The following is a 16156-nucleotide window of genomic DNA, read 5'->3' as shown; positions in this document are numbered from 1 at the left end:
GATATAGTTAAGAAAATTATACTCTTCATTTTCATACCAGTCGTTTATATGTTTTACTGGTTCAATACTTTCAAAATTTTTAGATACACGATGTAATTTACCAATTTGTTGACCAAGCTTTTTAAATACATTAGAATTCCATTCGTTTCTTGGTAAATGTATACCAGGAGCAGCTTTATATAATACAGCAAAAACTTCTTTGTCTAATGTTATTTTCTCTACTAAATTCCCCTTTAAAGAAGGTATTATGGGAGGGACTCCTAAGCCCTTTTGATATAAAAAGTTCGTATATGTAACTTCTTCAATTGCTCTTCATATGTTTTATAGTTTGTAATTCTAACGAAGTAAGTACCTTGTGCTGTGAGACATTGATACATTTCATTTGTTATTGGTTTCATTTCAATAAAATCCAATGGATATAGTTTATTAATTAGTTTAAGTATCTCTTTTTCTATATTATTCATTTTAACTTCCTTTCCAAACATAAATTTTCCACTCACAAAACTACTAGTTCCTTAACTTACAAATTTCGTGTTTTATTTGGTAGAATCCTTTAAAAAAGATTTATCCCGTAAAAGTCCGATTAGTATGGGATAATAATCAGTGGGGAGGAACAAACTCCCCACTGATTAAAGTTTCACTTTATTGGAAAGTTAAGTAAATGTATGACAAAATAAGATAGCTGAAAAAATATGAAATGAGTAATTACATATGATATTTAAAGGTTCTAGAGGGTGGTTAATGTTATAAACCACAAGAAATATCAAAAGAAAGAAGTGGATACTTCTTATAATATTTAGTGAGGAGGGAGATAAATGAATGAACATATACAGCTAATGATTGAATGGATTGAGGGCAATTTAAAAAAGGAGTTTTCATTAGATGAATTATCTGATTATATGGGGTATTCTCCTTACTTCTGTTCGTTTAAATTTCATCAAGTAACAGGGATAAGTATTAGACGATATATTCTTCTTAGAAGATTGTATTTATCAACGGAAGATTTGACGAATGATAGAAAGATAATTGATATCGCATTTGATTACGATTACTCTTCGCAAGAGGCTTATAGTAGAGCATTTAAAACTGTTTTTGGTATAACCCCAGGAAAATTCCAACTTAACAAAATACCGGTTCAATCATTTATTAAACTCTCAATCAATGATGGCAAGGAGTGGGATAGAATGAATTTTTCTAGAAAAGTTGAAGTTAATCAGTTACGAAATGCGAAGAGTGAGCTGTTTGATAAAGATGTACTAAACATATTAAATGGTCAATTTATGTATGAAGAATTTAAAAGTGAAAGACTAATGGGAGAGTCTGATTACGCTCCATTTAATGAAGCTATGTGTGTAAATGCGACTACTGCACAGATTTTTGATGATGAGTTTATTAAAACAAGGGCAGAAGGACATCAAGGTACTGTAGAAAATTATATGAAAAAGGTTATTCATCCTTTAGAGAATCTTTTTAAGAAAGAGTATAAATGTATCGTTTTATGGTTTGGTGAGGATATGTTTTGCCAAATGAATCTACTTACCGTACTTTCTTACCTTGAACAGTCTGATTATAAGGGAAAAGTATACTTAAATAGCTTCAGAGAGGATGAATTTAAAGTAAGTCAAATTGAACTTGAATTAGGGAACTATTTTTCTGTTTACAATGAAGTTCTAGTAAATCATAAAAAGCCATCTCATGAGATACTACCTGTAATGTATCAGGCGATAGATTTATATTTAGAGATGCTAAAAGAAAATAATGTAGTAGTAAAGTATATCTCCAAAAATAGAGATTTACCAACACAAGAGTTACTAAAAAGGTTGTTTAATCTTTTCCCAACAATAGGATATGGGGACCTACAATATATAGAGCTTATTAATAAAGCGAGATAAAGATTCAATTTGTATTGAATAAAAAAACAATAAAAAATGCACCTATAAGGACAGATGCATTTTTTATTTATATTTGTTTAAGTAATTCCAATTCCTCTTCTACAAATGCCATTAATTCTTTTATTGTCTCATTAGAAAAATCAAAACGAATTCCAGCTGCTTCATATACCTCTGGTAAGGATTCAGAGCTACCTAGAGATAATGCTTTTTTGTAATTTTGTAGTGCTTGTTTAGGATTCTTTTTATATTGTTTATACATTTGCAATGCACCAAGTTGCGCGATTGCATATTCGATATAATAGAATGGTATTTCGAATATGTGTAGTACAGGTAACCAGCCAATTGCTATCCAGTTTTCATAACCTTCAATATTTACCACATTCGATTGGTAAGTGTTATGTAATTCTAAATATTTTTCATTTCTTTCTTTAGCAGTATGATTTGGATTTTCATACATCCAATGTTGGAATTGATCAACGATAAGCATTTGTGGTAAATACTTAACAATATCTTTAAAGAAATCTAATTTTGCTTTTATAAATTCTTCTGTATTCTCATAAAATGTATCCCAATACTCCATCGAAAACAATTCCATTGTCATGCTGGCTAGCTCAGCTGATTCTGAAGGGATTTCTAAATATTTTTGTAGCTTTAGCTGCTTCATACATTCATTATGAATACTATGGCCCATTTCATGGAGGAAAGTAGTAACATCATAATGTGTATGATTGAGATTCATAAAAATAAAAGATAATTGAGAAGCAGGTAAGTGTTCGCAAAATCCTCCAGGTGCTTTTCCTTTACGACTTTCTAAATCTAAGCAATCATTTTTATGCATACGGCTCAATAATGCAGAAAATTCCGGGTCTAGTTTTTGTAAAATATGAGAACTTTTTTCGATTAAATCACTCTCGTCTTCAATGGGTTTTAATACTTTTTGATTTGGTGCGGCTGCTTTTAGATCCCACGGACGAAGTGTATCTACTTGAAGTTCAGCTTTTTTCTCATTAAATATATTATCAATAAGTGGCACAACGTATTTACGAACGGATTCTGCAAGTTCATAGCAATCATCAGCCGTATAATCAAAACGTTCATATTTTTTAAACATATAATCACGATAATTATCTAATTGAATGTTTTTTGCCTTTTGGTGACGGATTGCAATTAATTCATTTAAAATCTGTTGTAAATTATTTTCAACAGATAAGAATTTTTCAGAAATGAGCGTTTTTGCTTTTTTCGTATATCACGATTCGGATTTTGTAAGTAAGACTGTAGTTCAGTAATTGTTTTTTCTTCGCCATCCCATAGTGCAGTCAAACTGCCTGTAATTTCGAAGTACTCGGTTACTAATTTGTCTTCTTTTACTTCTAAATCAATGTTCTTTTCACAAAATAATGTTTGCGCATTTTTTATTTTTTTATCTAGTAAGCTATAAGTTTTTGGATCAAGTTGCATTCGAAATGGTGACTCTAAATATTTATTATCAAAGGAATTTTGATAACGTTTCAAAAGAGGCCTTACATATTGTTGATCATATTCAAACGTATCTTTTATTTCTTTGTTATCTGTATTACATTGAAAGTCAATATAGTGTGATCTCAATTGTTCTTCGATTTCCCATATTAATTTCGACTGTATTTTCAGCCAATTTTCTAAATCTTCTCCTGAAGAAATGGGTTTACTTAATAAAGTAGATAATTCGTTCTCTAGCTCATGTATATTACGGATATCGATCGTATTAGAGTTCTGCATTATTTACCCCTCACTTTTTATTTACTCAAGGAGGTATTCTTCTTTTTCGCTATGATTCCTTTTTTTCCTAGAAAATTTGTGCCTATTACTCCAAGAACAATCATAAGTGTACCGACAATATGATAGTAGGAAATTTGCTCGTGTAAGAATACAACGCCTGCGATAATGGTAATAAGTGTAGATAAGTTGCTAAAAACACTTATTTTTGCTGCTTCAATATAAGATAATGAATAGTTTAATAACAATGCTGTTAGTAAGGAAGATAATAATCCTAAATATAAAATGGAGATAAGGAATGTTCCATTCGTAAATGGCTTAAAGTATACAGTTATTGTACCTTTGTTCATATGGTCAATGATTGCGATGAAATTAAAACTAATAAAACCGATTGCTGTCATTGTGTATGTTAAATCCATTAGCTTGAATTTCTTTGTCATTTTTCGAGCTAATACATTGTAGCAAGCAGATGATAATGCCGATAATAAAATGAGAATAACACCGATGAAGCTCGTTTCATGAGCCCCTATACCATTCATAACAAATATATAAATGACACCTATGACAGAAATACATACTGATGTTTTTTGCCATGTATTCGTATATTCTTTTAAAAAATAGGAAGCTAGTATCATCGTAAATATAGGGATCGCTGCTTGTATAATTCCAGCTTCAGATGAACTTGTATATACTAAGCCAAATGCTTGGAAAGCAAAGAATAATGCTGGATAAAATATTGCGAGTGGTAAAAGGGCAAGTATGTTTTTAAATGATATATTTAACTTTACAAAACCGAAAATAACCGGAATGCTTGCTGCTATGAAGGCAACTGTAAAACGGTGAGCCAGAGTATCAAGAGGACTCGTAATCGTTAGTGCTAGTTTCACAAACATAAATGAAAATCCAATAATTAAAGAATAGAGTAACGCTGATAAATATGCTTTTGTTATATTTGTCATAATTCCACCTCATAGTAGTTGATTTCTTACTGGCCAGTATACGTACATAGTAATCCTTCTGATCTAGTGCTACAATGTGAACAAATACAAACTGTACCGGTACAAAAAAATAGGAGGTGTAATGATGTATAAATATTTACATGTTTTGAACGACTTAGAAAGTATGATTCAAAATGGTGAGATAAAAGAAGGAAAGAAATTACCGTCTATACGGTCGCTTGTTACACAATATGAATGTAATAAGGCGACTGTAATACGAGCGCTGCATGAATTAGAAAAGCGTCATATTATTTATTCTGTACCACAAAGTGGATACTACGTTGTTAAGAAATCTGGAAGTTACGTAGAAAGTAACGAGATTATTGATTTCGCTTCTTCGGCCCCAGATCCAGATGTTTTTCCATACTTAGATTTTCAGCATTGCATTAATAAAGCGATTGATACCTATAAGAATGATTTGTTTATATACGGAACACCGAAAGGGTTACCATCTTTAATTTCGGTTGTGCAAAAACAGTTAGCAAACTATCAAGTTTTCACAAAGGAAGATAATATATTTATAACGTCAGGTGTGCAGCAGGCGCTTGCAATACTAACTTCTATACCATTTCCGAATGAAAACGAAACGATATTAATTGAACAGCCAACATATCATTTATATATTGAATATCTAGAAATAAATAAAATTCCTGTAATCGGCATTAAACGTACGAATGAAGGCATCGACTTGAATGAATTAGAACGTATATTTCGAACAGGAAAAATAAAATTCTTTTATACGATACCGAGATATCATCATCCACTTGGAACGTCTTATTCTAAAGATGAGAAAGAAAAAATCGTGCTATTGGCCACGAAGTATAATGTATTTATAGTGGAAGATGATTATTTAGCAGATTTAGAAACAGATTCAAAAGCAGATCCGTTATATAGCTTACATAATTGTAATCATGTCATATATTTGAAAAGTTACTCGAAGATTATTTTTCCAGGTTTACGAGTCGGTGTGGCGGTTATTCCACCGGCTATTGCAAATGCTTTCCATAAATATAAAAAGATTTTAGACATCGATAGTCCAATGATATCTCAAGCTGCTTTAGAAATTTATATAAAGAGCGGAATGTTTGATCGGCATAAAAGTAAAATTAAATCTTCATACTACAATAGATCGATAAAACTAGCAGAAGCATTAGAAAAAGCGCAAAATGAAAACCCATCTTTATTTACATATAATAAACAAAATACATTGGGAATACACACTTGTTTAGAAATGCAGAAAAACATAGCGACGGAGGTACTTATAAAAAAATTAAGCGAAAATCAAATAAGTATTGATTCTATTGATAGGAATTATTTAAATGATTTTCATAAAGAAAGGTTGTTGAAGTTAAACGTATCGAATGTAAAAGAAGATAAGATTGAAGAGGGTATTCGCAAAGTAATTGAGGAAATCAAACAATCAGAACGTCTAAATTTTCAATTTAAAAAAGAATAATATGAATAAGGAGGTTTGTTGTGAGACACAAATTAATAACCTTGTTTATATGTATTACTATAGTAATTGGAGCGATGGTAGTTACTAAATATTATATAGAAGATGATCAATGCATAGCAGTTGGTATGTATTCAAGAGGTATAATCGTAGATCAAAATAACGAACCTATATCAAATGTGAAAATTTATGAGGATTCAATTGAAAGTAAGGAACGTAGTATTTCAAATGAACAAGGTGAATTTGAAATTGCAAATGGCGTTTGTGGTGACATTACGTTACAATTAGTTACTCCAAATAGCGAAATCTATACGAGGAAGTATGAAAGAAAGCATATACCCCAAGTTATAAAGTTGAATTATAAAAATGAAGGTGAATAAAATGAAACCATTACAAGGTAAAGTAGCAGTTGTGGCCGGAGCAACACGAGGCGCCGGAAGAGGTATTGCGATGATGCTTGGTGAAGCCGGTGCAACTGTATATGTAACAGGAAGAAGTACAAAAGGGAATTTATCCTGTATGGGAAGAACTGAAACGATTGAAGAAACGGCAGAGCTTGTTACAAAGCAAGGCGGAAAAGGAATCGCAGTTCGTGTTGATCATACGGTAGAAGAAGATATTAAAACATTATTTACAAAGATTCAAGACGAACAAAATGGACAGCTTGATATTTTAGTAAACGATGTTTGGGGCGGCGATCCTTTAACGGAATGGGAGAAACCTTTCTGGGAACACAACCTACATAACGGACTACTTATGCAACAAAGAGCTGTTCATTCTCATATAATGACAAGCCATTACGGTGTACCATTAATGGTGAAAAATAAAATGGGACTTGTTATTGAAATTACAGATGGAGTCGATTATCAATATCGAGGTAATTTGTACTATAGTTTAGCAAAAGTCTCAACAATTCATTTAGCAGAAGCTATGGCGAAAGATTTAGAACAACACAATATTACAGCTGTCGCAGTTAGTCCAGGATTCCTTCGTTCAGAAGCGATGTTAGATATATTTGGTGTAACAGAGGAGAATTGGCGAGAAGGAGCTAAACAAGACCCTCATTTTATCGCATCAGAAACTCCTTTCTTTGTTGGAAGAGCAGTAGCAGCTTTAGCAAGTGATCCAAATGTTCATGAAAAAACGGGACGAGCGTTAAGTTCATGGGAATTAGGAAGAGAGTATGGATTTACAGATATGGATGGAAGACGCCCAGATTGGGGGGAATATTTTGAGGAGAATGTTTTGAATCAAAATTAATGTTTTTAGAGCACTCAATAGCTGAGTGCTCTTTTTCTTTATACTGTACATAAATAATAAAGTCCTCTTAAAAACAAAGTGAAACTTTAATCAGTGTGGAGGTGTCCATTCTCCACTGATTATTAGCCTTCACCAATTGGGCGTTTACGGGCAGTTATCTCCCACCTAACTTCCTAGCATTCGCCGAATTTTGAGATGGGAGTCTTACTGCCCGCAAATAGAGGGATAAAATAGTTATTTAAAAAGCATTGGTACAAATGAAATACAGTCAAAAATAAAGTGACAAATCCAACTTACCCAAATACTTTTTGAATTTTTCCATATATAATTTAGTGCTAATCTAACTGGGATTATAGTTATTAATAACTGCATTGGCACAAAACCATAAGCTGGAATATGCCACAAAGCGAACAACAAACTACATATTATTGATGCCGTGCCAAATTTTAATCCTAATTTTTGTAATGCGATAATTATATTAGTGCAAATCAACTCTTCACCCATTAACATAAAGGGTACACGGAATAAAATCATAGAAATACTTATTACTTCAGCAACGGAATTTTTAGTTGCAGGTTCAAAAATGTAACTGAATATTAAGCTGGAACCGATACCCACGATAATTGTTAAAGGCACACCCCAAAGTAATGTCTTGAAATTAAAATGTTTAAATTGCTCTAATGATATTTTTCCTAAAAAATAGTATCCTATAATTCCACATAATACAAGATTCCATAAAGCTTCAAGAATCATTCCCAATACTTCAGGTATATTATCTCCTAACACTGCGAAAAGTTGATATACAATCCCGGAAATAATTAATAATCCCAAAGCCAAAAGGGATTTCGAATCAATTTTCTTCTCTGTTTCTATAATCTTTGTTTCCACAACAGCCCCTTCTTTCTTATTATTTCATTGATTACGAATATATAATAGCACATTGTTCTCCAAAATAATGGTAATTGAGACGATCATAATAATTTTATTTTTCCAAATCAGTAAGTCCAAGATTAGGAGATTCCTTGCAAGAATCATTTAGACCAAAACCTATTATTAATGTCGTGATTGAAATAAAGCATATTGCAAATGGTGTGAAATAAAGCAATTATTAAACAAAAATAATAATCGCCCATCAAATTTATGAGTAGGCGATTAATGTATTTCTAAGAACAAAATTAAACAACTTTATTATCTTTACACATATATCGCATAAAACATTTTTTAACTTCATTAAATATATAGGGAATCATTACCAAAAAAATGATATCCTTAAAGTATAGTTTATATTTTGTATAGGAGGGTGATGGAGTCTATGGCGGTACGTATAGTCGATGATTTACAACAATTCTCTTTATTACTTATGTTTTTGAGTACATTAATATTTTACAGATACTTAAAGAAGATTAAACGAGAGAGAAAACTGACTTCTTTCGAATGGACAATGTATTTTGTTACTCAATTCGCGACTTCCATTTGGGCAATTACTTATTTTATTAAATTCTTGTCTGAATCGTAAGTTACATTAAACCATTTTAGTTTACTGGGTTATTGTTATCTATTAGGGATATAAATATAGTCCGTATCTAAGTCAATGACGACATCACTCTTAATGTCTTCTTGTAATGACTTTGGAATGTTTTCAAAATGATAACGTACACAAAATAAATTTATAAGCTCCTCATTAGATAACTCTTCATTTTTTACGTTAAAATACATTTTTTTAACTTACTGATAGAACAGTTATGACCAATAACATACTCATTAATTCCATATCCATCAAATTCAATTATCATGTTATCACTATTGGTTGCTAGCCAACATTATAGCTTTAATTTTGGATGAATCTTTCATATTGATTATTATACATAGCTTATATATGTCTCGTCTCAATTATGATATTCAAAATAAGAAGAAACACATTTGGAAATTTTTTTAGCAGGTGCAACAGCACGTTCTTTAATACCAATGCTAATAAAAGAAGGTCATACTGTGTATGCAATGATTCGTAACGAATCAGAAGTAGAAGCAATGAAGAAAATTGATGCTTTACCATTACTAGCTGGGAGAGAGGTGCTTCAAAGAATAAGGCACGTAAAGAGAATGGATACTTTAAAATATCATAAAAATCCTTTAGTGGGAATACTAGTAACATTCACTATTAAAGGATTGGGCTTGTAATGAATATACTTTTTGAAAGCATTATTTTAATCCTCACTGGAATTATTGTTTTAAAATTGACAGGTAGTAAATCTGTTAGCCAAATGACGAGAGCTGAAATTATTATTGTGGTTTCTATAGGTCGTATTATTGTAGAACCTATATTAAGTAGGAAAGTAGGCCCATCTATTTTTGCTGCGTTTATTTTTGCGGGTGTTTTACTTATTATTCATTTTTTTGAATTGAAATCACGAAAAGTAGAAAAGTTTCTAAATGGAAATAGCATTATTGTTATAGAAAACGGAGAAATCTTAAAAAAGAATTTATTACGCGTAAAAATGTCAGAACAACAATTATTTATGCATCTGAGAGAAAAAGGTATACATGAAATCAAGAATTTACAACAAGCAACTGTAGAAACGAATGGACGGATTGGGTATCAACTAACTACTAAGGCACAACCAGTTACTTTGGAAATGCTAGAAAAGCTTCTAGAGCAATGCAATCTAAAAAAATAGTTTTAGACTGAAAAGCGCTTCTTGTACATAAAGGCACTTTTCGCAAACGTGTAAAAGTCCCTTCAGTAATCCTGAAGGGACTTTCGTGTTATCTTTTGTGTTTATTAAGACTGGAAGGTATGATTTTTAACGGTCTCATCATATCATGGTCTTCATGCTCTAAACGATGACAATGCCATACATAATCTCCAGAATAGGGCTCAAACTTCATAATGATTCGAACGGTTTGTTCACCTGCTACAAGTACGGTATCTTTTAAACCGAAATCAGCTGGGAGAGGATCTAATAAGTTTCCATTCAAATCATGACGATCAAGAACTTGAAAATTAACTAGATGTATATGAATAGGATGAATCCCAACGGTCAAATTTACTAACTCCCATATTTCAACAGAATTTAATAAAGGTGTTTCTGTCACTGGATCGTCCCATTCTTTATTATCTAATAAAAGCATAAGACGCCCAAATTCATCCTCTGAGTCATTTAATGTTAATCGTCTTACTTTCTTTACTTTTTCTACGGGAATAAAGTCAATGTTACTTAATTTGCATGGGATTTTACTTTTATCTGGGCAGGGTAATCTTTTCGTTACTTGGAACTCCATTATCTCACCAGTTGGATTATCTAAATCAATTCCATTTTGTAAAACTACTTTTTTCCCTTCAAACCTTGAAAAATCAATAATAATGTCAATACGCTCTGCTGGTGAAACATCTAAACTTTGTACTTTAATCGGCCGTTTAAGAAGGCCTCCATCAGTCCCTATTAAAAAGAATGAGCTAAGGTCACTTAATTGGAACTTGTATGTGCGAGTATTAGAAGCGTTTAATAAACGAAATCTATATTTGCGGGGCTCCACTTTTAAAAATGGCCATACTTTCCCGTTGACTGCAATTGTATTTCCTAAAAATAGAGGAACAATAGAAGGGTATGGTAAACCTGGTGATGGATCTTCAGGTTTACCAGGATAAAATAGGGAACCGTCCGGATTAAAAGATTTATCTTGAACGATAAGTGGTATCTCGTATTTCCCTTTAGGTAGGGGTAGTGATTTTTCTTCTTTATCACGAATCAAGTAAAGTCCTGCGAGACCCGCATATACATTTAAACGAGTAATCCCAAGTGCATGATCATGATACCAAAGGGCAGTTGCTCGTTCTCGATTCGAATTATGATAAATCTCTTTTACGAAACTAGGTCCTGTTTGTTGAAAGTTTTTCGTAAACCATGCTTCAGGATGACCATCGCTATCTGGTTCACTGGGGCTTCCATGTAAATGTACAACAGTTCGTACTTCTGGGTTATCATGCGCCCCGTGAACGGTTGTATCAACAGGTAAGAAGTGTTTTTCAGGTAAATCGTTTGACCATCTCACATATACAGGATGATCTTTTTTCACCTCAAACGTTGGACCAGGTACCATTCCATTATAACCCCATACTTTCGTCTTTGGTAAATCACTATGAAACTTGTGTAGCGTTTCAACCATACGTACATCATAAAATGGCTTACCTTTATATGTTCCTATAGGTTTTATTGCAGAGGGAATCGGAAGGGGATCAATAAATTTTTTTAATTCCAAATATCGCTATCTCCTTTCGTGTAATATAGTACATTCTATTACGTGAATGTTATATTGTTTGTATACTTGACCAACAAAATCATTGATATATCCCTTATACATGTGAAGCTAATATGACTTAAAATAATATACAGAAAAATTTTGTGGTCTAAATGCTTATTCAAGGGTTTTAGGCTGTAGACCATCCAAATCTTCTTGAAATTTACAGGGGAAGATATTTTAATGGGCAAAACAGAAAATCTATTTGATTTAGTATGTGCTTGTATTTTATCAAGGGTGATAACGATCAATATTACGATTAACAACAACATTAAAGTTCATAAAAATAAACAGAATGAATAATTGACAAAAAATGAGAATAGTAGTAATCTAACGTAAAACATACGCTACCGTATTTTATGGGAGAGATAATATGCAATTAACGAGAGAAGACTGGATAAAAGTAGGATTACAACAATTAGCTAATGAAGGTATACATAAAGTTCGCATTGAAGCACTTGCTCGATTGCTAAAAATAAGCAAAGGAAGCTTCTATCACTATTTTCGTGACCATCAAGAGCTTTTAGATTCTATGCTCGACTTTTGGGAAGTACATGCAACAAAGCTGATTGTTCAAAATATGGAGCAACAGGACGCCTCTTTAGAACAGCTATTACAGATTAGTTTTAATCGAGATAAAAAAATTGAGAATGGTATTTATGCTTGGGCTAAATATGATCCTGTTGTGGCAACACGTTTAGTAGATATAGAAGAACAAAGAATTTCTTGTGTTGCAAAATTGTATCAAAAAATGGGCGTAGACGAAACTGAATCAATTGATCGAGCGAGACTTTCCTATTTAACGTATGTAGGATGGATGACAAGGTTTGAAGCAAATCCTAATTTTGATATTGATAAAATGGTTGAGCTTTTAACTTCTTTCAGCGGGCGTCCAAACATCCACTGAAAGAAGTTAAAGCCTCCGGCGGATGTCACCGAATTATGCTGAGGCATAATTGATTATTCGATAATAAATGTCCCTAATATGGTTATAAAACCTGAAGGGACAAAATTTCCACTATAACATACGGTAGTGTATGTTATCTTTGAAGTTACGAAATTGGGGGCGAATAAATGAAATTACTATTAATAGTAGTAGCTGTGGGGCTTCTGTGGTTTATCAGTTTTTTGCATATTTATTGGGCTTTTGGAGGTCGATGGGGTTCTGCTGCTGTTATCCCAGTAAAAGAGGGAGAACATAAGCCTGCTTTTACTCCGAGAATATGGGGAACATTATTCGTAGCCATTCTTATTCTATTAGCTAGTGTCATTATTGTTGTTCAAGTAGGTTATTTGCAGGGGTTCGAAGCAAATAGTTTATCTAAAATCGGAAGTATTGTCTGTGCTTTAGTTTTCATTGTTAGGGCAATTGGTGATTTTAAGTTTGTTGGATTTTTCAAAAAAATTAAACATTCTCAGTTTGCTAGATATGACACTTGGTTCTATAGTCCATTATGTTTATTCTTTGGTTTTGTCTATATCATGTTGTTGTTTTAATAAGTATAATGAATTCCCTATAAAATAAATTTTATGCAGGAAGAAAATACCTCTTATTGAACAAGTAGTAATAAAAAGAAGTTTGAGCATAGCAATAGAGCAATACGGGTTCTGGTGACAGCGAAGTCCGCTATGATTAGTCATTTGTGTTTAAAAAGAGGATAGATAGGGCGAATTTATTCAAGCTCTTCTATCCTTTTAATTTTTATACATATAATGTATGACATTAGATAAGAATTCACTATTAATAATAGGTTCAGCTTATATCTTGCCTTTTAATAAAATTTTAAAGTGTTGGTTTTTTATTGTGTGAATAAGAGGTTAGTTGTTGTTTTTGAGTTTAAATCATTGATTTAAACTTAGCAATTGTATCATGTAATCTTTCTAATCCAATCAACATATCTTTATCATTTAACATTGAATAACTAATTCGTAAATGATTATATTGAGTTTCATGGCTTAACAAACAAGCTGTGCCGGGTAAAAAAGAAACATCTACTTCATTCGCTTTTTGTAATAATGTAAAAGGATCGATTGACTGAGGGAGTGTAATCCATAAGTTAAATCCTCCATTAGGTATTTCAAATTCTAATTCTTTTAATGGAGATAATATATCAATTGTTAAATCGCGTCTAATTTGTAAAGCTGTACGTAATTTTTCTAAATGATTTTTCATTCGTTCCGCTCGTAAAAAAGGAAGTAGTGCTTTCTGCGTTAATAAAGGGCTACCAATATCCATCGAAGCCTTCACAGCGTATAACCATTCAAAGATATGTCCTTCAGCTGCAAGTGCCGCGATGCGAAGACCTGGTGCTAACGTTTTACTAAATCCTTTTAAATATATAACATGACCATTTGTATCAAAGCTTTTTATTGGAGGGGGAATTTTAAAATCCTCAAAATAAATTTCTCCGAAAGAATCATCCTCAATAATGAAGAAGTTATATAGCTCTGCTAGTTCTACAAGTTCCATTCTTCTTTCTTTACTCATTACTGTGCCCGTTGGATTCTGAAAAGTAGGATTCACATATAACAAAACAGGATTCTTTCTTTGACAAATATCATCGATTAAATCTGAGCGAATGCCGTTGTTATCAAGACTAACAGGGATAATTTGAACTCCTTTATTAACAAATACATCAAGCGCCGCTCCATAACACGGACTTTCTACTAACACTATGTCTCCAGGCTTTAATAATGTTTGGGCGATTAAATCGATTCCTTGCTGGGCACCACTTGTAATTAATAATTGAGATGGATCTGTAACTAATTGTTGGTGTTCTTTTAAGTAGTTTGTTATTTCCACTCTAAGTTCTTTATCGCCTTGAACAGGTCCGTAAGTTGCTAGTATCATTTGATCTTTATTAAGTAATTTGTGCATTTCATCTGAAAGAAACGGATTTGGTAATAAACGCGGATAAAGGACCGCCTGTGAAAAATCGAAATATTTACGGTGTTGGTTCATCACATATTGAGAACGCATAACATTAATGGATTTCGTTTGTTGCCATTGATATGGAATTGGTTTGAAATCTTTATTCACACGTTTATGTATATAGGCACCTTTTCCTTGTTCAATTCGTATATAACCTTTCGTTTCTAACTGTTTATAAGCTTTACGAACAGTTAATAAACTAATTTGCAAATCATCGGCCATAGAACGTAAAGAAGGGAGGTAATCGCCATGTGAAAACATCCCGCTTTGAATTCTCTCAACAATTTGCATATATATTTGTTGGTAATATGGTATGTTGGATTCTTTACGTAGTACTATCTTCATAGAATCACCTGTTTTTCTTTTTAATTTAATTAAAGCGAAAAACATCCTGACAATCAACTATATTTTTATTCAACTGTTATATGCGTGGATACACTGTTATACACCATATCCTCTATACTCATTTCAAGAGTAAAAAGGAGGAAGGAAAATGGTCATTTTAAATTATATTTTAGTATGTATTATTTTTGGAACGACATTTTTAACGATAAAAATTGGAATAGAAGCGGGGGCACCACCATTATTTTCAGCTGGAATTCGTTTCTTTTTGGCGGGCCTTATTCTCATTATTATTTTTAAATTAAAGCGAAAGGATATTATGCCTTACTTATTATCGAAACGTATTATATATGCTGGTTTTTGTTTAACATTTATGACATTCGCGACCCTTTACTGGGCTGAACAATATATTTCTTCTGGATTAGCTGCAGTTCTATCTGCAACAGCCCCAATGATGATTTTGCTATTACAATCAAAGAGAAATAAAACAAAATTGCAAAAAGAACAACTTGTCGCTTTAGTTATAGCACTCCTTGGTGTTTTTTGCATTTCTTTACCTGGAATGCATCAAGAACTTACATTCATATGGAGTATCGCTTGCCTTTTTATATTAGTAGGAGAGTTGTTTTATGGAATAGGTTCTATTCGTTCTAAAGAGATACTTTCAGATTTACCTAACGTATCACCATTTCTCATTAACGGCATTCAAATGTTTTATGGAGGAGTTTTGTTGTTAATTGTATCTATCGTAATGGAACAGCCTAATCTAACAATCTTAACATCTTGGAATGTACAATGGCCAATTTTATATCTCATATTTGTAGGATCTATCGGTGGACACGGTTTATATTACTGGCTTTTATCAAAAACAAATCCTGTATTTCCATCAACGTGGTTATATGTATCGCCGTTAATTGCTGTTATTGTAGGTTATTTTGTATTAGGAGAACCATTAAATCCTACAATGGGAATTGGAGCTTGTTTAATCTTGATTGGTGTATTTTTAGCGAATCGTTCTACACTTGGAGTTTATTTTAAGCAGGGAAGGTTGTTAAAAAAAGAGATGTAGTTAAAGTTTAATGATGTGGAAAACAGCGGAAAACGCATTCGAAATTTAGAAGAAAAAATAGTTAATTTGAAGAAAATGATTAACACATTAGAATACAGATTAGAGATAGTAAAATCAAAAACACAGTTGGAGAAATAACCAACTGTGTTTTAATATAGG

14 protein-coding genes and 4 pseudogenes are annotated in these 16156 nt (G+C 32.3%); 11 read left to right on the top strand and 7 right to left on the bottom strand.

From position 1 onward, the window contains the following. Positions 1 to 464: pseudogene (locus JFT89_RS11725) on the bottom strand (phosphotransferase); the annotation flags it as partial. A 351-nt stretch (positions 465 to 815) separates the two neighbouring features. Between JFT89_RS11725 and JFT89_RS11720 the strand changes: the two are divergent. Further along, positions 816 to 1892 (top strand): helix-turn-helix domain-containing protein, encoded by a 1077-nt coding sequence (locus tag JFT89_RS11720; protein WP_002065573.1) that lies wholly within the window; start codon positions 816 to 818, stop codon positions 1890 to 1892. Between the two features lie 67 nt (positions 1893 to 1959). Here JFT89_RS11720 and JFT89_RS11715 read toward each other — a convergent pair. Together JFT89_RS11715 and JFT89_RS11710 are read right to left on the bottom strand one after the other, a co-directional pair. Then, positions 1960 to 3650: pseudogene (locus JFT89_RS11715) on the bottom strand (M3 family oligoendopeptidase). Between the two features lie 17 nt (positions 3651 to 3667). Continuing rightward, entirely contained in the window at positions 3668 to 4606 is a 939-nt protein-coding gene (locus JFT89_RS11710) for a DMT family transporter (protein WP_002065570.1), read from the bottom strand. Positions 4607 to 4730: 124 nt separating this feature from the next. Here JFT89_RS11710 and JFT89_RS11705 point away from each other — a divergent pair, with 124 nt between their 5' ends. The 3 genes from JFT89_RS11705 to JFT89_RS11695 are packed head-to-tail and all read left to right on the top strand — an operon-like array spanning position 4731 to position 7358. Beyond that, a complete protein-coding gene (locus tag JFT89_RS11705; RefSeq protein WP_201040033.1) occupies positions 4731 to 6101 on the top strand; it encodes an aminotransferase-like domain-containing protein in 1371 nt (456 codons plus the stop codon). Between the two features lie 20 nt (positions 6102 to 6121). Beyond that, complete coding sequence (locus JFT89_RS11700; protein WP_002085386.1) at positions 6122 to 6478, top strand: carboxypeptidase regulatory-like domain-containing protein; 357 nt, start codon at positions 6122 to 6124, stop codon at positions 6476 to 6478. A gap of 1 nt (position 6479) precedes the next feature. Beyond that, complete coding sequence (locus JFT89_RS11695) at positions 6480 to 7358, top strand: SDR family oxidoreductase (protein WP_002065566.1); 879 nt, start codon at positions 6480 to 6482, stop codon at positions 7356 to 7358. A gap of 234 nt (positions 7359 to 7592) precedes the next feature. Here JFT89_RS11695 and JFT89_RS11690 read toward each other — a convergent pair whose 3' ends face one another. Continuing rightward, positions 7593 to 8246, bottom strand: a complete 654-nt coding sequence (locus JFT89_RS11690; RefSeq protein ID WP_002069901.1) for a CPBP family intramembrane glutamic endopeptidase — start codon at positions 8244 to 8246, stop codon at positions 7593 to 7595. Positions 8247 to 8670: 424 nt separating this feature from the next. Between JFT89_RS11690 and JFT89_RS11685 the strand changes: the two genes are divergently transcribed. Further along, positions 8671 to 8874 (top strand): hypothetical protein, encoded by a 204-nt coding sequence (locus JFT89_RS11685; RefSeq protein WP_000290880.1) that lies wholly within the window; start codon positions 8671 to 8673, stop codon positions 8872 to 8874. A 35-nt stretch (positions 8875 to 8909) separates the two neighbouring features. Here JFT89_RS11685 and JFT89_RS30245 read toward each other — a convergent pair. Continuing rightward, positions 8910 to 9151: pseudogene (locus JFT89_RS30245) on the bottom strand (hypothetical protein). Positions 9152 to 9278: 127 nt separating this feature from the next. Here JFT89_RS30245 and JFT89_RS11680 point away from each other — a divergent pair. Both JFT89_RS11680 and JFT89_RS11675 read left to right on the top strand, forming a co-directional pair. After that, positions 9279 to 9536, top strand: a complete 258-nt coding sequence (locus tag JFT89_RS11680) for a hypothetical protein (protein WP_002069899.1) — start codon at positions 9279 to 9281, stop codon at positions 9534 to 9536. Then, the gene (locus JFT89_RS11675; protein ID WP_016095412.1) at positions 9536 to 10033 is read left to right on the top strand and encodes a DUF421 domain-containing protein; all 498 of its coding nucleotides are present in this window, start codon (positions 9536 to 9538) and stop codon (positions 10031 to 10033) included. Before JFT89_RS11680 ends, JFT89_RS11675 begins: the two co-directional genes overlap by 1 nt. An 88-nt stretch (positions 10034 to 10121) precedes the next feature. Here the strand turns inward: JFT89_RS11675 and JFT89_RS11670 are convergent, their stop codons facing one another. Then, positions 10122 to 11615: a multicopper oxidase family protein gene (locus JFT89_RS11670; RefSeq protein WP_201040032.1), complete on the bottom strand. Its 1494-nt coding sequence runs from the start codon at positions 11613 to 11615 to the stop codon at positions 10122 to 10124. Positions 11616 to 12027: 412 nt separating this feature from the next. On the opposite strand from JFT89_RS11670, the gene JFT89_RS11665 reads away from it, so the two are divergent. Beyond that, a complete protein-coding gene (locus JFT89_RS11665) occupies positions 12028 to 12561 on the top strand; it encodes a TetR/AcrR family transcriptional regulator (RefSeq protein WP_002069890.1) in 534 nt (177 codons plus the stop codon). 167 nt (positions 12562 to 12728) lie between these two features. Then, positions 12729 to 13151 carry a DUF3995 domain-containing protein gene (locus JFT89_RS11660; RefSeq protein ID WP_002136501.1) on the top strand — a complete coding sequence of 141 codons (423 nt, stop codon included), beginning with the start codon at positions 12729 to 12731 and terminating at the stop codon, positions 13149 to 13151. Between the two features lie 340 nt (positions 13152 to 13491). On the opposite strand, the gene pdxR is transcribed toward JFT89_RS11660, so the two are convergent. Then, positions 13492 to 14931, bottom strand: a complete 1440-nt coding sequence (gene pdxR, locus JFT89_RS11655; protein ID WP_033707727.1) for a MocR-like pyridoxine biosynthesis transcription factor PdxR — start codon at positions 14929 to 14931, stop codon at positions 13492 to 13494. Positions 14932 to 15079: 148 nt separating this feature from the next. Here pdxR and JFT89_RS11650 point away from each other — a divergent pair, with 148 nt between their 5' ends. Together JFT89_RS11650 and JFT89_RS30900 are read left to right on the top strand one after the other, a co-directional pair. Further along, positions 15080 to 15997 (top strand): DMT family transporter, encoded by a 918-nt coding sequence (locus JFT89_RS11650; RefSeq protein WP_016095416.1) that lies wholly within the window; start codon positions 15080 to 15082, stop codon positions 15995 to 15997. Next, a pseudogene (locus JFT89_RS30900) lies at positions 15998 to 16135 on the top strand (DnaA N-terminal domain-containing protein); the annotation flags it as partial. It lies immediately after the preceding gene. Positions 16136 to 16156: the final 21 nt, after the last annotated feature.

The organism is Bacillus sp. TH25 (assembly GCF_016650935.1).
Taxonomy (GTDB): Bacteria; Bacillota; Bacilli; order Bacillales; family Bacillaceae_G; genus Bacillus_A; species Bacillus_A mycoides.
This window is presented reverse-complemented; position numbering and strand designations above follow the sequence as displayed.